This is a genomic window from Arthrobacter sp. Helios (assembly GCF_023167125.1).
GTDB lineage: Bacteria > Actinomycetota > Actinomycetes > Actinomycetales > Micrococcaceae > Arthrobacter_B > Arthrobacter_B luteolus.
Window position 1 is genome coordinate 1,066,760 of sequence record NZ_CP095402.1, and the last position, 26,599, is coordinate 1,093,358.

General features: G+C 66.0%; 22 protein-coding genes. 13 read left to right on the forward strand and 9 right to left on the reverse strand.

Going from position 1 to position 26,599, the window contains the following annotated elements:
- Position 1 precedes the first annotated feature (1 nt).
- Entirely contained in the window at positions 2-994 is a 993-nt protein-coding gene (locus tag ArtHe_RS04655; protein WP_248318968.1) for a GNAT family N-acetyltransferase, read from the forward strand.
- Between the two features lie 62 nt (positions 995-1,056).
- Here ArtHe_RS04655 and ArtHe_RS04660 read toward each other — a convergent pair whose 3' ends face one another.
- The 5 genes from ArtHe_RS04660 to ArtHe_RS04680 form a co-directional block, all read right to left on the reverse strand.
- Positions 1,057-1,725, reverse strand: a complete 669-nt coding sequence (locus ArtHe_RS04660; protein ID WP_248318969.1) for a metal-dependent transcriptional regulator — start codon at positions 1,723-1,725, stop codon at positions 1,057-1,059.
- A gap of 77 nt (positions 1,726-1,802) precedes the next feature.
- Positions 1,803-2,699, reverse strand: a complete 897-nt coding sequence (locus tag ArtHe_RS04665; protein WP_066301173.1) for a glycine betaine ABC transporter substrate-binding protein — start codon at positions 2,697-2,699, stop codon at positions 1,803-1,805.
- Between the two features lie 53 nt (positions 2,700-2,752).
- Complete coding sequence (locus tag ArtHe_RS04670; RefSeq protein WP_248318970.1) at positions 2,753-3,613, reverse strand: ABC transporter permease subunit; 861 nt, start codon at positions 3,611-3,613, stop codon at positions 2,753-2,755.
- A complete protein-coding gene (locus ArtHe_RS04675; protein ID WP_248318971.1) occupies positions 3,610-4,911 on the reverse strand; it encodes a glycine betaine/L-proline ABC transporter ATP-binding protein in 1,302 nt (433 codons plus the stop codon). The genes ArtHe_RS04670 and ArtHe_RS04675 overlap by 4 nt, the downstream gene beginning before the upstream one ends.
- 502 nt (positions 4,912-5,413) lie before the next feature.
- Entirely contained in the window at positions 5,414-7,909 is a 2,496-nt protein-coding gene (locus ArtHe_RS04680; protein ID WP_248318972.1) for a DNA topoisomerase IV subunit A, read from the reverse strand.
- Positions 7,910-8,048: 139 nt separating this feature from the next.
- On the opposite strand from ArtHe_RS04680, the gene ArtHe_RS04685 reads away from it, so the two are divergent.
- The 4 genes from ArtHe_RS04685 (at position 8,049) to ArtHe_RS04700 (ending at position 13,515) form a co-directional block, all read left to right on the forward strand.
- Positions 8,049-10,847, forward strand: coding sequence for a bifunctional GNAT family N-acetyltransferase/acetate--CoA ligase family protein (locus tag ArtHe_RS04685; RefSeq protein ID WP_248318973.1), 2,799 nt, complete (start codon positions 8,049-8,051; stop codon positions 10,845-10,847).
- An 89-nt stretch (positions 10,848-10,936) separates the two neighbouring features.
- The gene (locus ArtHe_RS04690) at positions 10,937-11,608 is read left to right on the forward strand and encodes a DUF5998 family protein (protein WP_248318974.1); all 672 of its coding nucleotides are present in this window, start codon (positions 10,937-10,939) and stop codon (positions 11,606-11,608) included.
- A 5-nt stretch (positions 11,609-11,613) separates the two neighbouring features.
- Positions 11,614-12,795, forward strand: a complete 1,182-nt coding sequence (locus ArtHe_RS04695) for a nucleotide pyrophosphatase/phosphodiesterase family protein (RefSeq protein WP_248318975.1) — start codon at positions 11,614-11,616, stop codon at positions 12,793-12,795.
- Between the two features lie 3 nt (positions 12,796-12,798).
- A complete protein-coding gene (locus ArtHe_RS04700) occupies positions 12,799-13,515 on the forward strand; it encodes a thymidine kinase (RefSeq protein WP_066301159.1) in 717 nt (238 codons plus the stop codon).
- 126 nt (positions 13,516-13,641) lie between these two features.
- Here the strand turns inward: ArtHe_RS04700 and sepH are convergent, their stop codons facing one another.
- Positions 13,642-14,862: a septation protein SepH gene (gene sepH / locus ArtHe_RS04705; RefSeq protein WP_248318976.1), complete on the reverse strand. Its 1,221-nt coding sequence runs from the start codon at positions 14,860-14,862 to the stop codon at positions 13,642-13,644.
- A 319-nt stretch (positions 14,863-15,181) separates the two neighbouring features.
- Between sepH and ArtHe_RS04710 the strand changes: the two genes are divergently transcribed.
- Entirely contained in the window at positions 15,182-15,481 is a 300-nt protein-coding gene (locus tag ArtHe_RS04710) for a DUF4193 domain-containing protein (protein ID WP_066301157.1), read from the forward strand.
- Between the two features lie 19 nt (positions 15,482-15,500).
- Here the strand turns inward: ArtHe_RS04710 and ArtHe_RS04715 are convergent, their stop codons facing one another.
- Entirely contained in the window at positions 15,501-15,965 is a 465-nt protein-coding gene (locus ArtHe_RS04715; protein WP_248318977.1) for a DUF3093 domain-containing protein, read from the reverse strand.
- Positions 15,966-16,121: 156 nt separating this feature from the next.
- Here ArtHe_RS04715 and dut point away from each other — a divergent pair, with 156 nt between their 5' ends.
- From dut to ArtHe_RS04735, 4 genes are read left to right on the forward strand one after another with little or no spacing between them, the layout of a single operon-like run.
- On the forward strand, positions 16,122-16,607 hold the full coding sequence (gene dut, locus ArtHe_RS04720) for a dUTP diphosphatase (RefSeq protein WP_248319669.1): 486 nt from the start codon (positions 16,122-16,124) through the stop codon (positions 16,605-16,607).
- A 57-nt stretch (positions 16,608-16,664) separates the two neighbouring features.
- Positions 16,665-17,390 (forward strand): DUF3710 domain-containing protein, encoded by a 726-nt coding sequence (locus ArtHe_RS04725; protein WP_248319670.1) that lies wholly within the window; start codon positions 16,665-16,667, stop codon positions 17,388-17,390.
- A 13-nt stretch (positions 17,391-17,403) separates the two neighbouring features.
- Positions 17,404-17,748: a hypothetical protein gene (locus tag ArtHe_RS04730; RefSeq protein ID WP_248318978.1), complete on the forward strand. Its 345-nt coding sequence runs from the start codon at positions 17,404-17,406 to the stop codon at positions 17,746-17,748.
- Complete coding sequence (locus ArtHe_RS04735) at positions 17,745-18,449, forward strand: DUF3159 domain-containing protein (protein ID WP_248318979.1); 705 nt, start codon at positions 17,745-17,747, stop codon at positions 18,447-18,449. The genes ArtHe_RS04730 and ArtHe_RS04735 overlap by 4 nt, the downstream gene beginning before the upstream one ends.
- 18 nt (positions 18,450-18,467) lie before the next feature.
- Here ArtHe_RS04735 and ArtHe_RS04740 read toward each other — a convergent pair whose 3' ends face one another.
- Positions 18,468-19,142, reverse strand: coding sequence for a TrkA family potassium uptake protein (locus ArtHe_RS04740; protein WP_248318980.1), 675 nt, complete (start codon positions 19,140-19,142; stop codon positions 18,468-18,470).
- Positions 19,139-19,813 carry a TrkA family potassium uptake protein gene (locus ArtHe_RS04745; protein ID WP_248318981.1) on the reverse strand — a complete coding sequence of 225 codons (675 nt, stop codon included), beginning with the start codon at positions 19,811-19,813 and terminating at the stop codon, positions 19,139-19,141. Before ArtHe_RS04745 ends, ArtHe_RS04740 begins: the two co-directional genes overlap by 4 nt.
- Positions 19,814-19,951: 138 nt before the next feature.
- Between ArtHe_RS04745 and ArtHe_RS04750 the strand changes: the two genes are divergently transcribed.
- From ArtHe_RS04750 to dxs, 3 genes are all read left to right on the forward strand, one after another.
- The gene (locus ArtHe_RS04750; protein ID WP_248318982.1) at positions 19,952-21,289 is read left to right on the forward strand and encodes a TRAM domain-containing protein; all 1,338 of its coding nucleotides are present in this window, start codon (positions 19,952-19,954) and stop codon (positions 21,287-21,289) included.
- A 308-nt stretch (positions 21,290-21,597) separates the two neighbouring features.
- Entirely contained in the window at positions 21,598-24,423 is a 2,826-nt protein-coding gene (locus tag ArtHe_RS04755; RefSeq protein ID WP_248318983.1) for an aconitate hydratase, read from the forward strand.
- A gap of 170 nt (positions 24,424-24,593) precedes the next feature.
- Positions 24,594-26,567 carry a 1-deoxy-D-xylulose-5-phosphate synthase gene (gene dxs / locus ArtHe_RS04760; RefSeq protein ID WP_248318984.1) on the forward strand — a complete coding sequence of 658 codons (1,974 nt, stop codon included), beginning with the start codon at positions 24,594-24,596 and terminating at the stop codon, positions 26,565-26,567.
- Positions 26,568-26,599 lie beyond the last annotated feature (32 nt).

Consider the following 26,599-nt stretch of genomic DNA (forward strand, 5'->3'; position numbering starts at 1 on the left):
CATGACTGTCCCGGAAAACGTGGAGCGCCCTGGGCCGCAGACCGGGTTGATCTGGCGTCCCATCACGCCGGAGGACCTGGATGGCTGGCACGCGCTGATCCGCCGGATGGCAGAGACGGACAAGCCCGGCTGGGTGGAGGACCGGGCCGACCTGGAACATATCCTCGCCCGGCCCAGCGACGACCCGGCGCTGGACACCCTCCTTGGCCATGACAGCAAAGGGACCATCCGGGCCTTCGGATCCGTGACCGCGAACCCAGGTTCCGGGCGGGTCCTGGGATTCGGCGGGGTGGACCCACAGTGGCGCCGTCGGGGGATCGGCACCGCGGTCTACCGCTGGCAGGCGTCCCGCGCCCGGAACCGGCTCACCGGTAAGGAAAAGGGCGACGCCGTACTGCGCAGTTTCGCGGAAGAGAACAACGCCTCACATGCGGCACTGCTTTCCTCCGCCGGGGCCCAAGCGGTCCGGTACTTCACGGAGATGACCCGACCACTGACCGGGGAGCTGCCCGATGTTCCACTGCCGGAAGGCATGGAGTTCGTGACCTTCCGGGAAGAGCTCTCTGAACGGTTCCGGCTGGCGCACAACGAGGCTTTCCTCGACCACTGGGGGAGCGAACCACGGGACGCGGAGAACTGGAAGTTCACGGTCACCCATCCGCAGTTCCGCGCCGACTGGAGCTTCGCTGTGGTGGAAAAGTCCTCGGGCGGCATCACCGCCTACCAGCTGGCGAGTTATGACCCGGAGACAAAGGACATCTTCGGCTACACCGAGGGTTACACCGAACTGCTGGGGGTCCTGCGGGACTGGCGCGGGATGCGGCTTGCACCGGCCATGCTCTCCGAAGCGATGCGCCGGTTCCGGGAGTCCGGGATGGAGCACGCCGGTCTCGGAGTTGACACAGAGAACCCCTCCGGAGCCCTGCGTATTTATGAGCAGCTGGGCTACACCCCGGTGAGCCGGCAGATTACCTTCGACCTGCCGCTGACCTGATCTGGCGCCGGCCTGACCTGCCGCTGACCTGATCTGCTGCTGGCGCCGGGAAACACCCGGAACTAGGCCGGAACCACCCAGATGGCCTCAGCTGCCGGCAGGCCGAGCTCCACCCGGTCGCCGCTGCGGTCGAGGGTGAGGGTTCCCGCGTAGGCCTGGCGTTCCACGATGCTGAGTTCTGCATCCAGTCCGAGTCCCATGCCGCCCAGATAGCGCAGCAGTTCCGGGCTGTCATCCGAGACCCGGGCGATCCGCAGGCGCCGGCCGGTCTCACTTTGGCTCAGCCGGGCTGCCTCCAGCGGAGGCAGGCTGCCGTCACGGGCCGGAATCGGGTCGCCGTGCGGGTCACGCACCGGGTTTCCCAACCGGAGGGCCAGCGCGTCGACCATCTTGTCGGAAACCGCGTGTTCCAGGTTTTCGGCTTCGTCGTGCACTTCGTCCCAGCCGTAGCCCAGGTACTCCACGAGGAAGGTTTCGATCAGCCGATGCCTGCGGACCATGTTGACTGCCGCTCGCTCGCCTTCCGGCGTCAGGGCCACAGAACCGTAGCGGGCGTGTGTCAGGAATCCCTGTGCAGCCAGTTTCTTGACGGCTTCCGAAACGGACGACGCGGAAAATCCAAGATGGGCTGAGAGCGCGGACACGGTGACGGGCTCATCCGTCCATTCCTGGGCGGTCCAGATGACCTTAAGGTAGTCCTCGCTGGCTGTACTCAGTACTTTCTTTCCCACGCGTCCCACCTTACGCCAGCGGCGCCCGCCCCCTTGGAAGGCAGGGGAGCGGGCGCCGCAGGTGTAAATCCAGCCAATCAGTCCTGGGTCAGGGAATCCACGAACTCCTGGTTATCTTCCATCCAGGCTTTGACCACGGCGGAGTAGTCCTTGCCGCCGTCTTCGCCGTTGAACATGGCGTTCTCGAGGGAGAACAGGGTCTCGGAATCCATGCTGAAGTCCTTGATCCACCCGGCCAGGGCGGGGAAATCAGCTTCGAAGTCCTTGCTTGCGAAGGAATGGATACCCTCAGCGTCTCCGAGCGTGCCCTTCGGATCGGCAAGGTCCTTGATCGGGAAGGCGTCATAGGCCCAGTGCGGGCGCCACAGGGTGACGGCGATGTTCTCACCGTTGGCCGTGGCACTCTTCAGCTCCGAGAGCATGGCCGGGGTCGAGGAGGTGAGGTATTCCATGGATTCCAGCCCGTAGCCGGGGATCACTTCGTTGCTGGTCGTCTCCGTGAGGCCAGCGGCGGGCTCGATGCCTACCAGTCGGTTGCTGAAGAGGTCGGCGTTGGCTGCCAGTTCCTCGAGCGAGTCGATGGGTGCATCCTCATTGACCGCGATCGTCAGCTTGGCATCGTCATTCCAGACCCCGAGGTCCACCATGTCCGCCCCGTACTTTTCCAGGTAGCTGGCGTGCGTGATGGGGAGCCAGGTATCCAGGGAGAGGTCATAGTCGCCGCTGGCCAGGCCCGCGTAGACCGGTGCCGGGTCCGCGTACTCGAGGTCGACGTTGTAGCCCTTTTCCTCCAGGACGGCCTTCCACAGCTCCGAGGCGGCAATGCCTTCGTCCCAGCCGTTGAAGACGGCGATGGTCAGGTCTTTCTTGTCTCCGTTCTCCGGTCCGGAGCTGGCGTCGGCGTCGGCGCCGCAGGCGGTGAGCGCCAGCGCGGCTACGGATACTGCGGCGGCAAGTTTAGCGAGGTTCTTCATTGGTTCTTTCCTTTCGCGGCTGTGCAGGGGTGCACAGGCTGTTTGAGGTCAGGTCAAGAGGCGCTGGCGGCAGCCGGGATGCGGCTGCGGGCCCGGCTGCCCAGGCTGGAGGTCAGGCGGTCCAGATACACGGCGAGGATGACGACGGCGATTCCGGCTTCGAAGCCGAGGGCCGGGTCCAGCCGGGTCAGGCTTGCGACGACGTCCTGGCCCAGGCCGCCCGCGCCCACCATGCCGGCGATAACCACCATGGAGAGGGAGAGCATGATGACCTGGTTAATGCCGGCCATGATGGTGGGCAGGGCCAGGGGCAGCTGGATCTGCCGCAGGATGCGGCCCGGTGTGGAGCCGAAGGCCGCACCGGCTTCGACCACTTCGGCGTCGACGCCGCGGATGCCCAGTTCGGTGAAGCGGACACCTGGTGCCATGGCGAAAATGATCGTCGCGACGATGCCCGGGACCACACCGACCCGGAAGATGATCAGTGCCGGGATGAGGTAGACCATTGCCGGCATGGTCTGCATAAAGTCGAGCACCGGGCGGATCGCCGCGGAGGCCGCGCGGGAGCGTGCCGCCAGGATGCCCAGCGGAATCCCGATGAGGACGGCGACGACGCTCGCGACGAGTACCAGGGCCAGTGTTTCCATGGCGTTTTCCCACTGGTCCACGCTGTAAATCAGCACGAAACCGGCAGCGGTCCCGGCCCCGAGCTTCCAGCCGCGCGAAAGCCAGGCCAGTCCGGCCAGGACAATCAGGACCGCCCAGAACGGGGGCGCCTGGAGGATCCATTCGAGGCCGTCATATGCGCCGCGGAAAGCCGTGCGGATGGCGTCGAAAAGCGGTCCGAAGACATCAATGACCCAGTCCAGGGCCACCTCAATCCAGCCACCGAGGGGAATGCGGAAGCCGTTCATGCGATGCCTCCTGCGGGGGCCGAGGAATCCAGTGTGGCGGTCACGAGGTTTTCGGGCAGGGGAGGCGGCGGGGCGTCCACCACCGGAATATCCGTGGTGGAGGACGGGACGTTGCCCAGGGCTGCCAGCAGTGTGACCCGGGGGACGGCACCCACCAGCCGGCCTGCGGCATCGGTGACCGGCAGCGGAACGGGACTTTCCACAGCCATGCCAAACAGCTGCGCCAGCGCCGTCTCGCCGTCCACGGGGGTACCGGGCCGGATGGCCGGAGCAAGATCGGGATTGCGCTGTTCGACCAGCGCCATCACGTCACGGTCGGTGACCGTTCCCAGGAAGGTGCGCCGGCGGTCGACGACGAACGCGGCAGAGGTCTGCAGGTCCCGCATGGTGCGCAGGGCACCGCGGGGCCCGCCGGAGAGCGTCACGACGGAACGTGCCGGTTCCATCACGCTGGCGGCGGTCAGCACCCGGGTGCGGTCCACATCCTGCACGAACTGGGCAACGTAATCGTTGGCCGGGTGGCTCAGGATGTCATCCGGGGTACCGATCTGCACGATCTCCCCGTCCTTCATCACCGCGATCCGGTCGCCGAGGAACATGGCCTCATTCAAGTCGTGGGTGATGAAGATGATGGTTTTTCCGAGGTCCTGCTGCAGCGAGACCAGCTGTTCCTGCATTTCCCGGCGGATCAGGGGATCCAGTGCGGAGAATGCTTCGTCCATCAGCAGGATGCCGGTTTCCGATGCCAGGGCGCGGGCCAGGCCGACGCGCTGCTGCATTCCGCCGGAGAGTTCGGACGGGTAACGGTGACCCCAGCTGCCCAGGCCTACGAGGTCCAGCACCTTGCCCGCGGCTTCCAGCCGTTCGGCCCGGGGCATGCCCTGGACTTCGAGTCCGTAGGCGGCGTTCTCCAAGACGGTGCGGTGTGGAAACAGAGCGAAGTGCTGGAAGACCATGGAGACCTGCTGCTGGCGTACCGCACGCAGCTCCTTGTCGGAAATGGTGGACAGGTCCGTGCCCTGGATGATGACCGAACCCGCAGTTGCAGGCTGAAGCCCGTTGAGGGTGCGCAGGAGGGTGGACTTCCCGGATCCGGAAAGTCCCATCACTACGAAAATTTCGCCGGCCTTGACCTCGAAGGAGGCGTTGATGACCGCTGCGGTGCCCAAACCCGCAACCTCGGACCGGGTGGCCCCGTCCCTGAGCGTGCGGACGGCTTCGGCGGGGCGTTTGCCGAAGACCTTGTAGACGTTCTCCACCTTCAGGACGGCGTCCCGGATGGTGTCGTTCTCACTCAATATCGTTCCCTTTCCATGCATGCCGGCACTGAAAATTCCAGCCCGCATGGGTTTCTGGTTCTGTGCTCAGCAACCTGCGCTGGCCGGATTCGGCGCGGCAGGGACCCGGAGAGGTCGTTGGCAACCCTAACAACGATCAGTTCGCTACCGGCGTAATTTTGAACGGTTCCCGCCGCGGCACTGTCCGTAAGGGTGCTCACATCCCGCGCCCTGACTGGGAAGCGCCGGAGTTATGGCATCGTGACCTTGAATACCCCTATGGGGTACCCGGTGGAGGCGGAGGAAGTGGCGGGAGGCAGTGTCCCGGCGTGGCCGGAGGGGCAAAAAGAGAGGCGAAAGAGACACGACAGGGAGGCGGAAGAGGCGGAAAAGGACGCAAAAAAGAGCTGAAAATGAGGCTAAAAAGGTAGAAAAGAGAGGTAAGCGAGACGCAAAAAACCGCCTGCGCGGTTTCGGTCCGTGGCCGAAACCGCGCAGGCGGTCTGCTGCTCTGTCTGCCCGGTTATTCCGGCTGGCTGAGGCTGGGGCCGATGTGGTCCACAGGGCTGGCCAGGGGTACGCCGGAACCGTCCCGCCGTCCGTGTTCGGTGGGCAGCGCCCGGGCCACACCGTTCGCTGCAGCAGCCTTGGCAGGCCCGTGGCCGGCCCAAGCCACCACCAGGGAGTCTTCGCCCTTGAGGAAGCGGTGAGCCCGGACTCCGGCGGTAGCGCGGCCCTTGGCCGGGTACTCGGCGAAATCGGTGACCTTGACCGACCCTCCCGGGGTTCCGGGCAGTGTCTCAGTACCGGAGGCGACGGTTACCACGACGGCGGCCGGGTCAGAATCGGACACCACACCAAAGAAGATGACCTCGTCGCCGCTGGCCAGCTTCATTCCGGCCACACCGCCGGCGGTCCTGCCCTGCGGCCGGACCAGCGAAGCGGAGAAGCGCAGCAGCTGTGCGTCCCTGGTGGCAAAAACGAGCTGGTCGTCGTCGTGGGCGGCGACCCCGGCACCGACTACTTCGTCGCCGGCCTTGAGCGTGATGGCTTCCCAGTCATCGCGGTTCAAGGGATAGTCGGGATTAATCCGCTTCACCACGCCGTTGCGGGTTCCCAGCGCCAGAACGGCGTTCAGCGGCACCAGCCCGATCAGCTTCTCACCCTTGGTCAGGGTCATGAAGTCCTTCGCCGGAACACCGCCGGCCAGGTTCGGCAGCCCGTTCGTAGGCGGAAGCGCAGGCATATCCATGACCTGGACCCTGACCATCCGCCCGGAGGAGGTCACCGCGCCTATTTCACCCCGCGCCGTCGTCGCCACCACGGAGCGGAACACATCGTGCCGGGTCCGCTGGCCGCCTTCCGTCAGCGGCTCCTGGTTGGAGGTGCGCGCCAGCTGGCCGGAAGCGGACAGGAGCACCCAGCAGGGATCATCCGGGATCTGCAGCGGGAGGACGGCCTTGGCGCCCTTGCCCGCCTTTACGGCAGCGGTTTCGGCAGCCAGGGGTGCTACGGCCTCCGACTCGAGCAGGACGGTCCGGCGCGGGGTGGCGTACTTGGCAGCCACCTCGCCCAGTTCATCGGAAACGAGTCCGCGGAGCCGTTCCTCCGAGTCCAGGATGGCCTGGAGCTCGCCGATCGCAGCCCGCAGCTCTTCCTGCTCTTTTTCCAGTTCAAGCCGCGAGTACTTGGTGAGCTGGCGCAGGCGCAGCTCCAGGATGTGGTTGGCCTGGATTTCGGTGAGATCGTAGATGGACATCAGCCGGGTCCGCGCTTCGGCCGTCTCATCCGAGCTGCGGATTACCTGGATGACCTCGTCAATGTCGACGATTGCGATCAGCAGGCCCTCGACCAGGTGCAGGCGGTCCTTTTTGCGTCCCAGCCGGTAGGCGGTGCGGCGGCGCACCACACCCAGGCGGTGCGCCACGTAGACCTGAAGGAGTTCCACCAGGCCCAGGGTCCGGGGCTGGCCATCCACCAGGGTCACATTGTTAATGCCGAAGGAATCCTCCATCGGGGTGTAGCGGTAAAGCTGGGCCAGCACGGCCTTGGGATTGAACCCGTTCTTCAGCTCGATCACCAGGCGCAGGCCGTTCATGCGGTCCGTCAGGTCCACCACATCGGAAATGCCCTGCAGCTTCTTGGAGGTGACGGCGTCCTTGATCTTCTCGACGACCTTTTCCGGTCCCACCATGTACGGCAGTTCGGTGACGACCAGGCCGGTGCGGCGCGCGCTGAGCTGCTCCACTTCGACCTTGGCCCGGGTCTTGAACGAACCGCGGCCGGTGGCATAGGCATCCCGGATGCCGTCCAGGCCCACGATCCGGCCGCCCGTGGGAAGATCCGGTCCTGGAACGAACCGCATCAGGTCCTCCAGCGATGCCCCCGGATGTTTGATCAGATGCTGCGTGGCGGCGATGACTTCGCCAAGGTTGTGCGGCGCCATGTTCGTGGCCATGCCGACAGCGATGCCCGTGGTGCCGTTGACCAGCAGGTTCGGGAACGCAGCCGGCAGAACCTCCGGCTGCAGCAGCTGGTTGTCGTAGTTGGGGACGAAGTCGACCACGTCTTCATCAAGGTGGTCGGTGAGGGTCAGCGCAGCGGCAGCCAGCCGGGCTTCCGTGTAACGGGAAGCAGCCGGACCATCATCAAGGGAGCCGAAGTTGCCGTGGCCGTCGATCAGCGGCAGGCGCAGTGCCCAGTCCTGCGCCATGCGGACCATCGCATCGTAGATAGCCGAGTCGCCGTGGGGGTGCAGCTTGCCCATGACCTCGCCGACAACCCGGGCGCTCTTGACGTGGCCCCGGTCCGGCCGCAGGCCCATTTCCGACATCATGTACAGGATGCGGCGCTGCACCGGTTTGAGGCCGTCGCGCGCATCGGGAAGGGCGCGGGAATAGATCACCGAGTACGCGTACTCGAGGAAGGATTCCTCCATCTCGGTGGAAACATCGATGTCGATGATGTTTTCGGCGATGGGTTCGCCGGGAGGGGGTGCGGAGGCGGAGCGCCGGGCCATGGAGTTGTTGCGTCCTTGCGGTTGTCGGTTGGAGTTTTGCCTGCCGTGGTGATCCGTTGCCGGGCCCAGGGGGGAATCCCGGTACGGATCACAGGCGGTTCGGTGGCGGGTTCTGAAAAATCCCCACTACGCTGAGTCTATGGCGGAGCAGGGACAATACCCCGAATATTGGGAAGCTGATGTCGTGTTGCGGGACGGCGGAACGGGTCATCTCCGGCCCGTCTCACCGGCCGACGCCGAGGCGTTGCAGGCATTCCACATGCGGCAGTCGCAGAGCTCCATCTATCTGAGGTTCTTCACCTACAAGGCTAAACTGAGCGGCCGGGAACTTAAGCGTTTTACCCACGTGGACTACCGCGACCGGGTTGCGTTTGTTCTCACAATCGGGTCCGAGATCGTCGGAATCGGCCGCTATGACCGGCTCGATGATCCCACCGAGGCGGAGGTCGCCTTCAACATCTCGGACGAGCACCAGGGCCGCGGCATCGGCTCGATCCTCCTGGAGCACCTGGCAGCTGCTGCCCGCGAGAACGGAATCCGCCGCTTCAGTGCCGAAGTGCTGCCGGAGAACCGGAAGATGCTCAGTGTTTTCGCCGATGCCGGCTACGAGGTCCGGCGGGCTTTCGACGACGGTGTTATCGCCCTGGACTTCGATATTGATCCCACGGACAAGTCCCGTGCCGTGATGGAAGCCCGTGAACACCGTGCGGAGGCGCGCAGCGTCGCGGACCTGCTGGCGCCGTCGTCCATTGCCGTGATCGGAGCCAGCCGGGAGTGGGGCACCGTGGGGTACCAGCTCATGGAACACATCGTGGAGGGCGGCTTCACCGGGTCCGTCTTTGCGGTGAACCCGGAGGCCTTTGAACTGGCCGGCATGGTCTCCTACGCGAAGATCTCCGAGATTCCCGAACCCGTCCAGCTGGCGGTCATCGCCGTCCCGCACGAACAGGTCCTCGGTGTCGCGGAGGAATGCGCGGCCGCGGGCGTGAAGCACCTGCTGGTGGTCAGTGCGGGGTTCGACGACGGGGAAGCAGGCCTGGCCCGCCAGCGCACCCTGGTGCGGCATGCCAGGGCCAACGGCATGCGGGTGCTCGGTCCGGCCTCCCTGGGCCTGATCAATACCCGGCCGGACGTGTCGCTGAACGCCTCCATGGCGCCGGCGCTGCCGCGGCGGGGAACGCTTGGCCTTTTCAGCCAGTCGGCCGCGATCGGGGTGCTGCTGTATGCCGCGGCCCAGCGCCGGCAGCTCGGAATTTCCTCAAAAATATCCGCCGGCAACCGCGCGGACGTCTCCGGCAACGACGCCATGCAGTACTGGGAAGACGACGCCGACACCCAGGTGGTGGGCCTGTATCTGGAATCCGTGGGCAACCCGCGTAAGTTCTCCCGGATTGCCCGCCGGCTGGCGAGCAGCAAACCTGTCATTGTGGCGAAGTCCGACGTCACCGGACTGCAGCTGCCGCCGGGGCATGCCGTCCGCCTGACCCAGGCCCCCAAGGGCGCCCTGGACGCGATGCTGCGCCAATCCGGCGTTATCCGCGTCGATACCAATGAAGAGCTGATGGACGTGGCCCAGATTGCCTGCAGCCAGCCGCTGCCGCGGGGCAAGGGGCTGGCGGTCCTGAGTAATTCCGTGGCTCTTGGCCGGGTGCTGGCCGACGCATCCGGCGCACTGGATTTGGAGACGGTGCACCTCCGCACGGACCTGGACCTGGACCGGGGCATGAGTGTTGCCCTTCCCCTGCTCCGCGACGCGGTGGCCAAGGCGCTGGCCGACGAGGCCGTCCACTCCGCCGTCGTGACCCTGCTGCCCTCACCCGGGCTGACCACCGACCGCATCGCCGAGTGCCTGCTGGACTGCGCGGCAGAGGCGGACAAACCCGTGGTCGCCGTCTTCACCGGCATCATGGACCCCAGCCACTTAGCCGAGGGCATCCTGGCAGCCCGCACTGAATCTGCAGGGACCGCCGCGCCGGCCAGCCGCGCGGCCGGCACGGGGGTAACCGGCAAAGCCCAAGCCGAAGAACCTGACGGCGGAGGACTCGAACCCGGGGGAGGGACAGCAGTGCGGCCGCCTGCCGGACTCCCGTCGTTCTCCAGTCCGGGCGCCGCGGTGAGCGCCCTGGCTGCGATCGTCCGCTACACCGAGTGGGCGGGGCGGGAACACGGTCACTTCACGGAACCTGCCGGTGTGGACACTGACGGGGCCCATGCCTTCATCGATGCCCAGATGACCCGGGTGTCCAATACCGATCTGCTCCGCCTCGGCCCGGAGGAAACCACTGAACTGCTGGCTTTCTACGGCATCCGGCTGCTGCCCTCGCTGCCCTTCTCCACCGAAGACGAAGCGGTGGCTGCGGCTGACCGGCTGGGCTGGCCGGTGGTCCTGAAAACCATGGATGAGCACCTGCGGCACCGGCTGGACCTGGGTGGGGTGCGGCTGAATATTTCCTCGCCGCAGTCGCTGCGGAGCAATATCTCCGAAATGCGGGCGGCCCTGGAACCCTATGGCCGGTTTGAACTCGAAGTCCAGTCCATGGCGCCGTCCGGCCAGGGCTGCGTCCTGCGCGCCATCGAAGATCCGCTGCTGGGGCCGGTGCTCTCCTTCGGTATTGCCGGGGATGCCGTCAACCTGCTGGACGACTGGGCGCACGGTATCCCGCCGCTGACCGACGTCGATATCGCCGACCTGGTCCGCGCGCCCCGCGCCTCCCGCCGCCTGTTCGGCTACCAGGGGCTGCCCAAGGTGGATGTTGCCGCACTGGAGGACGTTATTTCCCGGCTCGCGCTGCTGAAGGACGAGCACCCGGAGATTGCCCTGGTGGATATCAACCCCGTCCTTGTCTCGGTCCAGGGTGTCACAGTGCTCAGCGCCGACATCCGGCTGGGAAACCCCCAGCAGCGAACGGACAGCGCCCGCCGCGCGATGCGGGATTAGCCTGCCGGGCAGGGCCGCCCGGGGAACCGGCAGCAAGGTTGCGCGCGCCTTTTTAGGTGCACAGGCCCGGTCTGGGGGAAACTGGAGATATGTCGCCGCTACTTTCCGCTGAACGCCGCAGCCTTGACGCCTCCATGGAACGCGCCGGCTTCTATCCCACGTTGCTGGCTGACGTGGTCCACGATGCCCTGGACGGGCGTGAACCGCTCTCCCACATCATCCATCTGGAAACCCATTTCGAGCGCACTGAGGTGCACCGGCACATCACCGTCCTGGTCCTCACCGACGACATGCTGGTGATCACCCACGTGGATGACCAGCAGCTGGATGAGGAGGGGGAACAGATGATGGCCCAGGTCTCCACCGAATCCGTTCCGGTGGCCCAGATCCGCTCCGTCGTCCTTGGCTACATGTATTCCCAGCCGCAGAACTACAAGCCTTCCGACCAGGCACGTGAACTGACCCTTGCCATCGCCTGGTCCGGCGGGCAGCGGCTGGATATGGGACCCGCAGGCTGCGCCGATCCCCAGTGCGAAGCCGACCACGGCTACACCGGAACAATCGCCCAGGAAGACATTGTCCTGCGCGTCAGCGCCGAGGCCGACGGCATCCAGGCCGTCCAGAACGCGAAGGCGTTTGCCCGGGCCCTGCGCAAGGTCAACACCGACACCGTGAACATGCGCACCTTCGATTCCGCCGCCGACCGGCAGCGGATGCCGGGCATCGGCAGCCGCTTCAACCGCGGCCACCACCAGCGGTAAGGGGCATGGATTCAGCATCCGCTGCCGCGGAACCGCTGCCCAAGGCACCCGGGTACGGCCGAAGCTCTGTTGCCGAAGTCCTGACCAGTGCCGCTGCCGCCCTGCAGGTGCCCGGTTTTGCCAATACCCTGGGCCTTCCCGCCGCACGCCGCATCTGCGTGGTCATGGTGGACGGCCTGGGCCGCAGCCTGCTCAAACAGCGGGCCGGACATGCTCCCTACCTGCGTTCCCTGCTGGAGAGCGGGCGTACGCTGAGCGCTGCGTTCCCGACGACGACGGCGGCCTCGCTTGCCTCGCTGGGCACGGGCCTTCCGCCGGGGCAGCACGGAATGGTCGGCTACGACGTCCTTGATCCGGGTCAGGACAAAGTCGTCAACATGCTCGGCAACTGGGACCCCGGAGTAGACCCGACACTGTGGCAGCCGTTCCCGACCGTGCTGGAACGCGCGGCGGAGCAACTTCCCGTTGCCACCGTCAGCCTGCCCAGGTTCGGCGGCTCAGCAATGACACGCGCAGCGCTTCGCGGCGGGTCCTTCGTGGCCGGAACCGGAATCCATGCCCGGGTCCAGGCGGCGGCGGAAACGCTCGCCTCCGAAAAGCGGATGCTGATGTATTTCTACTTCAACGAACTGGACAAAGCCGGACACCGGTACGGTGCCCAGTCCTCCGAATGGGGCGGAACACTGGAAGAAATCGACTCGGCCCTGAAGCGGTTGAGCGCCAGGGTACCTCCGGACACCCTGGTGCTGCTGACCGGTGACCACGGCATGGTGGACACCGCCGTGCAGGACCGGATTGATTTCTCCGCTGATCCGTTGCTGGTGGACGGCGTCCGCCACACTGCCGGAGAGCCGCGCATGGTGCACCTGTATCTTGAACCCGACGCCCCGGCAGGCACCCTGGACCGCCTGGCGTCCGCCTGGCGCAGCGCCTACGGAACGAAGGCCTGGATCCTGACCCGGGCCGAGGCCATCGATGCCGGTCTCTTCGGGCCTGTCCGGCCGGAGGTCCTGCCGCGGATCGGGGACCTGCTTGTGGCTGCCCGGGAACCTATCGCCCTGTATGACCTGCGCCGGACCAATCCGTCTGCCCTGCAGATGGTTGGTCAGCACGGGTCACTCACACGAGCTGAACGTGAAGTCCCGCTCCTGACGCTGGCTCAGCCGGCCAAGGGCGGGCGGAAGTAGGTCATGGCCGAACTGGTTTTCTTCTCCGGCACCATGGACTGCGGCAAATCCACGCTGGCACTCCAAATGGACTACAACCACAGCGCCCGTGGAAGGGGCGGCATCCTCTTCAGCCGAAATGATCGTGCCGGTGATTCCGTCATCTCCAGCCGGCTGGGCCTGCGCACCCGCGCCGTCGAAGTGCGCGATAGCACCGACTTCTGGGAAGAGGTGGTCCGCCGCCGCAGCGCGGGGGACCGGGTGGACTACCTGATCTGTGATGAGGCCCAGTTTTACAGTGAAGAGCAGGTTGAACAACTGGCCCGGATCGTTGATGAGCTGGATGTGGACGTTTTCGCCTTCGGAATCGCCACGGACTTCCGCACCCGCCTCTTCCCCGGATCGCAGCGGCTGATCGAGCTGGCAGACCGGATTGAGGTGCTGCAGGTCAGAGCCTTGTGCTGGTGCGGGCGGCGGGCAACCCACAATGCCCGGACCGTGAATGGCGTGATGGTGGTGACCGGAGACCAGGTGGTCGTGGGTGACGTGGACAAGCGTTCCTCAGAGCCGGATCCGGAAGCCCTTTTCGCGCCGGAGGAAGCCGGGGCGGCCCCGGTCGTCGGTTACGAAACACTGTGCCGGCGCCACTACATGCGGCGGATGGGTGCCCAGCAGGCGGCCAGGTTCAAGGAGCTTGGCGGGGATCCCGGCGTCTGCGCCGTCGATACCCCGCACAGCTAGGGCGCTGACGAGGCACAGCTAGGACGCGGACGGCAGATGCGGTGGCGCCCCGCCGGGTGGGAACCCCGCCGGACGCGGACGCTTCGCCTGACCAGGACAGCCCGGCTGGCGAAAGCGTACGGGCGGCTAGTCGCCCTTGCGTCCAAACACAATTTCGTCCCAGCTGGGAACCGAGGAGCGCTTGGGCTTAATCGGACGGCGCTCCGTGGGTTCCTTCGGTGTCTCTTCTGCCTCGGGCTGATCCTCGCCGTCTTCGCGGCCCGCGCCGGGTTCCACCGGTTCCGGACGGCCGCCGCGCACCGGCCGGGCCAAAATGCTGATTTCGCGGGTGGAGGTGCTGACACCTTCATCAAGCCGCAGCGGGTCCGCTTCTGCCTCGGTGTCCTCGCCGGCCGTTTCCTCAACCGTGGGGAGGGCGGCGGGAGCGAGGCTCAGCCGGCCGGTCCGCGGGCGGAGAGCGGACTCGTCTTCAAGTTCGGCCTGCCCCTCACGGGGGTGGGCGGCCGGAATGCTGCCCTTGGCCAGGAGGGCGGCCAGGGCGTCGTCGCCGTCTTCGTCGGTGCCCAGCCGCTGCCCACGGCGGGAGCGCAGAACGTTCAGCAGCTCATCGGTCTCTTCCCCGGTGACGTTTCCGGGTTCTTCCAGCGGAGTGTCAGCTTCGAAATCGAACACCCGGTCTGCAACGGCCGAGAGCCGCCGGGAGGGAACCGGGGAGTCCACCGGCGCCAATTCACTGAGCAGCTGCGCCCAGCGGTTGGCATTGGTCACCTGCCGGCGCAGCGGGTTGTAGGTCCAGCGTGCCGGGGGTTCCTCGCCGACTGAAACCCGGGACTGCTCGCCGAGGCTGAAGCTGGCGACGACGTCCCAGGAACCTTCGGGGCGCCGCCAGGAATCCCATTCCACGGTCTCGGGATCGACGCCGAACGCCCGAAGCCGGTGGCTGACCATGTCGCCGAGGTTCACGGGGGAGTCGCCGAACGCGGAGCGGTGGCTGTCCTGGGTGGCGGACATCGGGGCTGCGACCTCAACGCCCTGGGCCTGGCGGGCGATGTGTTCCCGTTCAGCCAGGACCGGCCCCTCGTAGCGGTGGATGTGGGCGATGTCGTGTCCGGAGAGTTCGGCGACTTCTTCCGCGCTGGCACCTGCCCGGATCCGGGCCTGGATATCCCGGGGCGTCATGCTGGGGCCGGCGTCGGGTTCCGCGGGTGCACCTGCCCGGCGTCCGGTGCGGGACGCGGCAACACGCAGGGCTTCATCAATGCGCAGCCGGAAGGTCTCGCCTCCCCTTCCGCTCAGCAGCAGATGTTCGCCGCCCTCATGGATACCCACGAGTCGTAGATCCTGCATGAAAAAATCCTCCACCCGATAGCAACTCCTTCTTGAAACAATGCCACCCGGGCACCCAAAATCCTATCGTTTGGGCCGGTGTGGCGCGGATTCCGCACCCTGTGGGGCCATGGTTTAAGGCCTTCGGACGGCGCCGGGGAGTGGCGGGCTTGGCTATTTCGTTCTCCATCGGCAAAAATCTGTCTTCGGCGGGCACAAACGGTGCGTCCGCGGCGTTGATAATTCCTAGCCGCTCTAGCGACACCGGGCAGATCCCGGAGCCGGGGACCGGCTGGTATTACCCGTGCAGTACTGACACCGATGGTGAGAGATAGAGATTATGGCGACAGACTATGACGCGCCGCGCAAGGCCGACGAGGACGCCAGCGAAGAGTCGATTGAAGAGCTGAAGACCCGCCGGACCAATACCCAATCCGCCGTGGTGGATGAAGATGAAGCCGAGGCGGCCGACAGCTTCGAGCTCCCGGGCGCTGATCTGTCCGGCGAGGAACTCATGATCCGGGTCCTCCCGGCACAGTCCGATGAATTCACCTGTGCGTCCTGCTTCCTGGTCCGGCACAGGTCGCAGATAGCCAAGGAAAAAGACGGCCTCTACTACTGCGTTGAGTGCGAAGGCTGATCCAGGCTCCTTCCGGAAGCTAGGAACGCAGTGCGTCGACCAGCTTCTCCGGGTGCCGGGTGGAGGTAAGCCAGTACGGTGTGCGGTCCGCCGGGTCAGTGATTTCGATTTTCACGACCGGGCTGATCCAGCCGCGGATGCACAGGAACGCCGTGGCGTTCAGAGCCGGTCCGCGCTGCTGGGTGGCCGCCTCGCCGTGGAAGGCCTCGACGTCGCCGATCCAGCGCCGCTCGATCTGCGCGCGCCCCACCTGGAGGGTGTCCGGGGTCACCCGGATCACCGGGGTGGACATCAGCAGCAGCACGGTCAGGATCACAGCTGCGACGACCGCGACGACGACACCCACTGTCGGGCTGATCGGAATAAAGGCCAGGACAAATGTTCCGGCGATACCGGCGATGACCAGCCAGATCCACACAGCGGGCAGCAGCCGCTCGGAGTACAACACGGTCTGGGAGGGGCTCTGGTCGGCAGGGGTTGACATACCCCTAGCTTTTCACCTTTGTCCACCGTTTTCATCTTGGCTCTGCCACGCGGCCCTCCCCGCGCGCCGGGGGCCATGCGGGCAGGGGCAGGCGCTAAAGTGGGGGTGGCGCCTGCAGAGGCGCTGTTTTATGCCTTGAACCAACCCCCTTAGCGAATTCCGGAGACAGCTGTGCAGGAAGCAGGACCCAGCGTGAAAGTCCAGCTGAAAATGCTCGACGACGGCCTCGAAGCGCCAACCTACGCCCACCCCGGCGACGCCGGAGCGGACCTAAGGTCCAGCGTCGACGTCGAGCTGGCACCGGGAGAACGCCGGCTGGTGCCCACCGGGGTCTCGATCGCCCTCCCCTTCGGCTATGTGGCACTGATCCACCCCCGCTCGGGCCTGGCCACTAAGCACGGCCTGACGATTGTTAATGCACCCGGAACGGTCGACGCCGGTTACCGGGGTGAAATCTCCGTCACACTGTTAAATACAGATGTGTCAGAGCCGATCAGCCTCAAGCGCGGAGACCGGATCGCCCAGATGGTGATCCAGCGCGTGGAATACGCTGACTTCGAGCCGGTGGCTGAGCTCTCCGAGTCGGTTCGCGGAGCCGGGGGCTTCGGTTCGACCGGCGGCTTCGGCACACCCCCGGCCTAGGCCGGCACATCCCGGGCTGCAAGGGCCCGGCTCCAGATGAGGAAAGAGGACCAGGCGATGGCATTTGGGCGCCGTAAGAAAACCACAGCTGAACCGGCAGAGTCGGCAGGATCCGCTGAAGAGTCAGCAGCCGGCACGGAGAACGGTGCCGCCGGCGGGCCCGAACACGGACCCTTCGACGTGGCGGACCGGCCGTCGGAAGACGGCTACGTGGACCTTGGCGCGCTGCGCATCGCGGCAACCCAGGGCCTGGCCCTCCGGCTCGAAGTCGAGGAAAAGACCAAACGCGTCGTGGCGGTGACCCTGGATCTGGACGGTTCGAGCCTCCAGCTGCAGGCTTTCGCCGCTCCCCGGTCGGAAACCCTCTGGGATGAGATCCGCGCGCAGATCGTTAAGTCCGTCTCCTCACAGGGCGGCACCGCGGACGAACTCGAGGGCCGCCTGGGCACCGAGCTGCTGGCCAGGGTTCCCGCGCAGGCGCAGGACGGATCCAAGGGTTACCGGGTAGCCCGCTTCGTCGGCGTCGACGGTCCGCGGTGGTTCCTCCGCGGCGTCTTCGGCGGTCCCGCCGCCATGAACCCGGACGCCGCTGCGCCGCTCGAAGACGTATTCCGGAACGTCGTTGTGGTCCGTGGCGACGCCCCGCTGCCGCCCCGCGACCTGCTGCAGCTGACCCTGCCGCGCGACGCCTCACCGCTGCCCAAGCAGAACGCGGACTCAACGGGGGAAGCGTCGAAGCCGGAGCCGCCGCAGCGGGGCCCGGAAATCACGACCATTGGCTAGGACCGCCAGGCGGATGCCGCCGGCTGCGGGCGCTTCCTCCCTGCTCAGGATCGCGGATCTCCCGGACCGGGGCAGGGTGCACAGCCGCGGCTATGTCGAATCGGTCACCCTGGCTCCGGCGGGCGCCGCTCCACGTTTCTGCGCCGTCCTGGATGAACTTCAGGGTGTGTATAAGGATCCGGGTGCTGTTCAGGCCCGCCGCCGGGTGCGGCTGATATGGATTGGCCAGCGGCGCATCCCGGGGCTTGTTGCGGGAACGCAGGTAGCCTTCGAAGGCATGGTGAGCACGGTCGGGGGAATCCCCACTGTCTTCAACCCCCGCTATGAAATCATCGGACGTCCGGAAGGCGAACAATGAACACCAGCCCAGAACACGAAGGCAAGGACCGGGATAACCCCCAGCCTTCGATCAGTGAGCTGGCAGGTCAGTACGCCGCCCGCTCCGGGGTCGAACGCGGCGGCGACGGGCAGATTGACGTGCTGAAGTCCGTCGGCGGGGTCCGCGGGCTGGCTGAAGCCATCCTTCCCGGATTGCTCTTCACCCTGCTCTTCACGATTACGGGCGGACTGTATCTGTCCCTCGGCGCTGCCGTTGTGGCCGCCGGTGCCTTCGCGGTCGCGAACCTGGTGCAGAAACGTCCCCTGGTGCAGTCGCTGACGGGCGTCATCGGCGTGGCCATCTGCGCCTTCTTCGCGCTCCGCAGCGGCAGCGGCTCCACCTACTTTGTGCCCGGCTTTTACACCAACGGCGCCTACATCCTGGCCTTCGCCGTCTCCATCGCGGTGAGGTGGCCGGTCGCAGGGCTGCTGTTCGGCTTCATCCGCGGCGAGAACGTGGGCTGGCGCGCCGAACCGAAACGGCTGCGCGCCTATGCGCTGGCCACCTGGATCATTATTGCCGTCTTTGCGCTGCGCCTTGCCGTGCAGCTGCCGCTCTACCTTGCGGACAATGTTGCTGCGCTGGGGACCATGCGGCTGGCGATGGGGGTGCCGCTGTACGCGCTGGGCCTGTGGCTCGCCTGGGTGGTTTCCCGGCCGCAGCCGGCGAAGAGCCAGTAAGCAGCCAGTAATTACCAGCTAGGCGCCTCCGCCGGCCGAAGGCGCAAGCAGGGCGCGCAGATCATCCTCCGCAGCGATCGTCGTCACGAAGAACAGTTCGTCCCCGCCCTCGATCACGTCGTCGCTGCTGGGCGTGATGGGAGCGTCGTCGCGCAGGATCGCCACCAGCGTTGCGTCCTGCGGCCAGGGCACGGAGCCGACGCGGGAGCCTGCCATGGGCGAGGCCGCCGGAACCGTGAATTCCACCATTGACGCCACTCCGGTCTGCAGGGTCAGGAGCCGCACCAGGTCGCCGACTTCCACGGCCTCCTCGACGAGGGCAGTCATCAGCCGCGGCGTATTCACGGCAACGTCCACACCCCAGGAATCGTCGAACATCCAGTCGTTCTTCGGGTTGTTCACCCGCCCGACCGTCCGGGCCACGCCAAACTCGGTCTTGGCCAGCAGGGAAACCACCAGGTTGACCTTGTCATCCCCTGTCGCGGAGACCACGACGTCGGCTTCGTCCAGTTTCGCGTCCTTGAGCGTGGTGAGTTCGCAGGCGTCGCCGATCAGCCAGCGGGCGCCGTCGAGCCCGCTGCGGCCCTCCGTCTCAGGCTTCGGATCAATGAGCAGCACCTGGTGCCCGTGGGAGAGCAGTTCCTTGGCAATCGTGGATCCCACGCTTCCTGCCCCGGCAATCACGACTTTCACTGGTTCTCCTTAGCGGGGGCGTTGGACAGGATCCTGCTGATTTCGGCCGTACGGTCCACGTTCATCATGGCGTGCAGCACATCGCCCTGCTGGTAGCTGGTATCGGGGCGGGGAAGCATGCCTTCACCGAAGCGGGTGACATAGGCGATCCGCACGCCGGCGGCTGCTTCAACGGCATGCAGCGGGTGGCCAAGCCAGGACGGGTCAAGGGAAAGTTCGCCCAGGATCAGCCGCCCGGAAGACTCGCGGAAGTCACCGTTGATGCTCTGCTCGGGAAGGATCCGGCGCAGCACCTGATCTGCGCTCCAGCGGACGGCCGCGACGGTGGGAATGCCCAGGCGCTGGTAGATTTCCGCCCGCCCCGGGTCGTAGATGCGGGCAACAACGTGCGGCACGTGGAAGGTCTCCCGGGCCACCCGGGTGGCCAGGATATTGGAGTTATCGCCGCTGGACACCGCAGCGAAGGCGAAGGCCTTTTCGATCCCGGCCTGCGTCAGCGTGGTCCGGTCGAAACCCACGCCGGTAACCTGGGTCCCGCCGAAAGTGGGACGCAGCCTGCGGAAGGCCCGTGGCTCCTGGTCGATGACCGCCACGGAATGACCGGCATTGTCGAGGGTATGGGCCAGCATGGCCCCGACCCTGCCGCATCCCATGATCACGTAATGCGCCACCCTGCTACACCTCGGTTTCCCGGCGGATGCACCGCCTGCTGCTGCTGCCCGTTTTGGGCCAAGGGACAGCTTAGTCCGGCCGCGGGCGGAAATCGTGGTGTGATGGTGTTTTGGCACCAACACGGAAGTCCCACAGCCATGCCCCAGGAAACCATGCCCATCGAGCTTGAATTGACCATTGGCGCAGCCGCGCACGGAGGACACTTTGTGGCCCGGCACGAGGGGCGGGTTATTTTTGTCCGGCACGCGCTGCCGGGCGAACGCGTCCGGGCACGGCTGACCGATGCGGGGGAGAAGGCCAAGTTCTGGCGGGCCGACACCGTGGAGGTCCTCGAGGCATCGCCGCACCGGGTGGAGCATTTCTGGGCCCCCGCCGACGCGCTGCGCGCTGCCGGCCGGGACCGGCTGCCCGTGGGCGGCGCGGAGTTCGGTCATATTGAACTTGCGGAGCAGCGCCGGATCAAAGGTGCAATCTTCGCGGAACAGCTGCAGCGCCTTGGCGGGGTCCAGCAGGACGTGTCCGTGGAAGCCGCTCCGCAGGAGAGTGCTGACGGGCTGGGCTGGCGCACCCGCGCAAGCTTCTCTGTGGCCCCGGGCGGCAAGCTTGCCATGCACCCGCACCGCTCCGAGGACCTGATTCCCGTCCAGGAGATGCCGCTGGCCTCCGGTGCCATCAACGCCCTGAAACTGTGGGAGGTGGACTTCACCGGTGCGGACCGGGTGGAGGTTGCTGCCCCCGCGGCAGGCGGTGCGCCGCTGGTTCTTCTCATTCCGTCGCCGGGCACACATCCGCGCACGCTGGCCCGCATCGCCGGGGAAATCGGAACTGCTGCCGACGCCGGGGCCGGGGAAACCGTGTCGGTGGCGGCCTGGGATCCCGAAGAGCACGTCCTGACCCGGCTGCGCGGCCGCACCTGGGTCCGGGAAACCGTCCTCGGGCATGATTTCCGCGTGACCGGTGCCGGGTTCTGGCAGATTCACCGCAGCGCCCCTGAGGTGCTGGCGTCCGCCGTCCGCGGCGGGCTCGCGGTACAGCCCGGTGAGCGGGTGGCTGACCTCTTCGCCGGTGCGGGCCTGTTCACCGCACCACTGGCCGACGCCGCCGGTGAAACCGGGCACGTGCTCTCGGTTGAAGGTTCCCCCGGCGCCAGCCGGGATGCCCGGAAGAACCTCTTCGCCGCTCCGCAGGTCGAGGTTGTCCAGGGCCGGGTCGACAAGGTGCTGCGCGGACACGAAGGTGCCCTGGACGTTGTCCTGCTGGATCCGCCGCGCACCGGTGCGGGCCGAACCGTCGTCGAACAGATCAATGCTGCCGCGCCGCGCGTCGTCGGCTACATCTCCTGCGACCCGGCGTCTTTTGCCCGGGACCTGGGCTGGTTCCGGGAAGCCGGCTGGGAACTGGATTCCTTCCGCGTCTTCGACCTGTACCCCCACACGCACCACATGGAGTCCTTCGCGGTCCTGCGCCGCCCCTGACAGCTCCGGCGGAAGCCGGCAGGACTGGCCTGCCGGCTTGGTGCATGGATGTGGCGAGCCTAATGCGGCAGCCCGGCGCGGTGGGCCGGGCTGCCGAACCTGCTTCCGGCTAGGATGGGGAGTAGTTGTCTGGCTCCGTGCCGTAGGGATTCCCGCTGGGGCGCTATGCACGGCAGGGGAACCGACCTGCCAGGGGAATCACCCACCATTCCCCGGCCGGCCCCTTCAGCTCTGCCGGTTAGGAAATCCTAACTGGCGTGCGGCGGATCACTGGACAAAGATAAAACGGTGGCGAGAGGAGTCCTGTTATGAGTAATGTGGACAGCTTCGGTTCCAAAGGCGTCTTGAACGTCGGTGGGAACGAGTATGAAATTTTCCGGCTGAATTCCGTCGAAGGCGCCCAGAGCCTTCCGTTCAGCCTCAAGGTCCTGCTGGAGAACCTGCTGCGCACCGAAGACGGTGCCAACATCACCGCCGACCACGTGCGGGCCCTGGCCAGCTGGGATGCCGAGGCGGAGCCCAGCACCGAAATCCAGTTCACCCCCGCCCGGGTGATCATGCAGGACTTCACCGGTGTGCCCTGCATCGTGGACCTTGCAACCATGAGGGAAGCCGTTGCCGATCTTGGCGGCGACCCCAAGCGCGTGAACCCGCTGGCACCGGCGGAAATGGTCATCGACCACTCCGTGCAGATTGATGCCTTCGGCAACGCCGGCGCCCTCGAGCGCAACATGGAAATCGAATACCAGCGCAACGGCGAGCGTTACCAGTTCCTGCGCTGGGGCCAGACCGCATTCGATGACTTCAAGGTTGTTCCCCCGGGAATGGGCATCGTGCACCAGGTCAACATCGAATACCTGGCACGCACCGTGATGACCCGCGAAGTTGACGGCAAGCTCCGCGCCTACCCGGACACCTGCGTCGGCACCGACTCCCACACCACCATGGTCAACGGCCTGGGCGTGCTCGGCTGGGGCGTTGGCGGCATCGAAGCCGAAGCTGCCATGCTCGGCCAGCCCGTCTCCATGCTGATCCCGCGCGTTGTTGGCTTCAAGCTCACCGGTGAGATCCCGGCCGGCGCCACCGCCACCGACGTCGTCCTGACGATCACCGAAATGCTGCGCAAGCACGGCGTTGTCGGCAAGTTCGTGGAGTTCTACGGCGAAGGCGTTGCTTCGGTGCCGCTGGCCAACCGCGCCACCATCGGCAACATGAGCCCCGAATTCGGTTCCACGGCTGCGATCTTCCCGATCGATGACGTCACCTTGGACTACCTGCGCCTCACCGGCCGTTCCGATGACAGTGTTGCCCTGGTGGAGTCCTATGCCAAGGAACAGGGTCTCTGGCACGATCCCTCCACGGAGATCAAGTACTCCGAGTACCTGGAACTGGACCTCTCCACGGTGGTTCCCTCCATCGCCGGCCCCAAGCGTCCCCAGGACCGTGTGGAACTCACCAGCGCCAAGGCACAGTTCCGCAAGGACCTGCGCAACTACGTCGACCATGAGGTCGAAGCAGTCGGTGCAACCGTGGACGAGGCCCTGGAAGAGTCCTTCCCGGCCTCGGATTCCCCGACCTACACGGACGCCGGAACCCACGTGGAGGATTCCCCGCACGACCTGGTCTCCGTTTCCGACCGCAGCGCAGGCCGAGTCGAGAACAGCGTGCCCGTCACGATGCCCGACGGCCGCAGCTTCGAACTGGACCACGGCGCAGTGACGATCGCCTCGATCACCTCCTGCACCAACACGTCCAACCCGTCCGTCATGATGGCTGCCGCCGTCCTGGCCCGGAACGCCGTCGAAAAGGGCCTCACCGCCCAGCCGTGGGTCAAGACCTCCATTGCACCGGGTTCCAAGGTAGTCACCGACTACTACGAAAAGTCCGGCCTTATTCCGTACCTGGAAAAGCTCGGCTTCTTTGTGGTCGGCTACGGCTGCGCCACCTGCATCGGCAACTCGGGCCCGCTCGAGGACGAAATCTCCACCGCGATCAACGACGCCGACCTGGCCGTAACCGCTGTGCTCTCGGGTAACCGCAACTTCGAAGGCCGCATCAACCCGGACGTAAAGATGAACTACCTGGCCTCCCCGCCGCTGGTAGTCGCCTACGCCCTGGCCGGCACCATGGACTTCGACTTCGAAAACGACCCGCTGGGCCAGGACGAAGCCGGCAACGACATCTTCCTGAAGGACATCTGGCCGAACCCGGCCGAGGTCCAGCAGATCATCGATGCCTCCATCGACCAGCAGATGTTCACCGACAGCTACGCCACCATCTTCGAAGGTGACGACCGCTGGAAGTCGCTGCCGACCCCCGAGGGTGCAACCTTCGAATGGGATTCGGAGTCCACGTACGTGCGGAAGCCCCCGTACTTCGAGGGTATGAAGGCACAGCCGGAGCCGGTCCAGAACATCGAAGGTGCCCGCGTGCTCCTGAAGCTGGGCGACTCGGTCACCACCGACCACATCTCCCCGGCCGGTTCCTTCAAGTCCGACACCCCGGCAGGACGCTACCTGCTGGACCACGGTGTGGCGCGCAAGGACTTCAACTCCTACGGCTCCCGCCGCGGCAACCACGAAGTCATGATCCGCGGCACGTTCGCCAACATCCGGATCAAGAACCAGCTGCTCGACGGTGTCGAGGGCGGGTTCACCCGTGACTTCAGCCAGGCCGACGCACCGCAGGCCGCTGTGTACGACGCTTCGGTGAACTACCAGGCCGCCGGCATCCCGCTGGTTGTCCTGGCAGGCAAGGAATACGGTTCCGGTTCCTCGCGTGACTGGGCTGCCAAGGGCACCGCCCTGCTGGGCGTCAAGGCCGTCATCGCCGAGAGCTACGAGCGGATCCACCGCTCCAACCTCATCGGCATGGGCGTCCTGCCGCTGCAGTACCCGGCCGGCGTCAACGCCGATTCCCTGGGCCTCACCGGCACCGAGACCTTCTCGGTAGAGGGTGTCACCGAACTCAACAACGGCAACACCCCCAAGACGGTCAAGGTCACCGCAACACCCGAAAACGGTGAAGCGGTCACGTTCGACGCCGTCCTGCGCATCGACACCCCCGGTGAAGCCGATTACTACCGCAACGGCGGAATCCTGCAGTACGTTCTGCGCCAGATTTCGGCAAAGTAGGTAAATCAGCTCCAGTAAGACGCCCCGTTTCGCTAGGCTTTCGAGTAATCGAAGCCCTGAAACGGGGCGTTTTGCGTGCCGGCGGAAATGCCGGGCCGTGTGCAGGCGTTAGAATTAGTGGTTGTGACGGTGCGTTTGCCCGTTGCCTAAGACGCAAGGGAGGCGCCCTTTTGGGACTTCTGGAAACCATCCGTGATCCGCGGGACCTCAGCAAACTGAGCGCCTCCCAGCTGTCGGCCCTGGCCGGAGAGATCAGGTCCTTCCTCATCACGAATGTGGCCCAGACCGGCGGACACCTCGGACCCAACCTCGGCGTCGTTGAACTGACCATGGGCATCCACCGGGTTTTCGATTCCCCGCGCGACAGCATTGTGTTCGACACCGGACACCAGTCCTACGTCCATAAGATGCTGACCGGCCGGCAGAACTTCGAAACCCTGCGGCAGCAGGGAGGCCTCTCGGGATATCCGGCCCGGGCGGAATCCGTGCACGACATCGTTGAAAGCTCCCACGCGTCGTCGTCCCTCTCCTGGGCGGACGGAATCTCCCGCGCCCGGCAGCTGACCGGCGAAGGCGACCGTTACACCGTGGTGATGGTCGGCGACGGCGCCCTGACCGGCGGTATGGCATGGGAAGCCCTGAACAATATTGCCGCGGACCAGCGCCGCCGCGTAGTGATCGTGGTGAATGACAACGGCCGCTCCTACGCCCCGACCATCGGCGGCGTGGCGGACTACCTCGCGTCCCTGCGGCCGACCCTGGACACCGTGCGCACCCACCACATGTATGAGAACACCATGGACTGGTGGAAGGGACGGCTGCAGAGCGGCGGCCCGGTCGGCCGGTTCGCCTATCACAGCCTGCATGCCGCCAAGAAGGGCATCAAGGACTGGTGGGCGCCCCAGGGTCTGTTCGAAGACATCGGCATGAAGTACGTCGGACCGGTGGACGGCCATGACCTGGCCGCGGTGGAGCAGGCACTGCTTACCGCGAAGAACTACGGCGGTCCGGTGATCGTGCACGCCATCACCGAAAAGGGCCACGGCTACGCTCCGGCCCGGGCGAACGACGAGGACCAGTTCCACGCCGTCGGCATTATCGACCCCGAAACCGGTGCGCCCGTCGCCCCGGGCGGCAAGCAGTCCTGGACCTCCGTCTTCGCCACGGAGATCGCGGAGATCGCCGACGAACGCCAGGACATCGTGGGGATCACCGGTGCCATGCTGATTCCCGTCGGCCTGCACCGCTTCGCCGCCAAGCACCCGGACCGGGTGTTCGACGTCGGCATCGCCGAGCAGCATGCGCTGACCTCCGCTGCGGGAATGGCCTACGGGGGCCTGCACCCGGTGGTGGCCCTGTATGCGACCTTCCTGAACCGCGCCTTTGACCAGCTGCTGATGGACGTGGCCCTGCACAAGGCAGGCGTCACCATCGTCCTGGACCGTGCCGGCGTGACCGGGCCCGACGGTCCCAGCCACCACGGCATGTGGGACATGTCCATGCTGCAGATCGTCCCCGGCCTGCATCTGGCTGCACCCCGGGACGCCACCCGGCTCAAGGAAGAACTGCGCGAAGCCGTGGCGATTTCCGATGCGCCCAGCGTGGTGCGGTTCTCCAAGGGCACCGTAGGTCCTGATCTTGATGCCGAGGAGCGCACGGAAGACGGCGTGGATGTCCTGGCCCGCAGGCCTTCCGGTGACACCCGCAATGACGTCCTGATCGTCAGCGTTGGCGCGATGGCCGAGATGGCACTCGACGTCGCCGAGCGGCTGGGTGCCCAGGGCATCAGTTCCACCGTGGTTGACCCGCGGTGGGTGCTGCCCGTTCCGAAGTCGATCATCAGCTTGGCCGCGGCCCACCGGATTGTCATCGTCATCGAAGACGGGGTGCGCGCCGGCGGCGTCGGATCCCGGATCCGGCAGGAAATGCGTGCGGCCGGCGTGGACACGGCCCTGAACGAGGTAGGTTTGCCGGCCGAATTCCTGGACCACGGTACGCGTGCGGAGGTGCTTGAACGGGTGGGACTGACCGCCCGCCAGGTGGCCAACGACGTCGTCGCCCAGGTCCTCGGCACGAAGGTACCGTTCGCCCGTCCGCTGCCAGGCCAGCAGGCGCCCACCGGACAGATTCCGAAAATCAAGTAGGCTCCGCGGCCCGGCGGGGCAGGAAAGAGCGC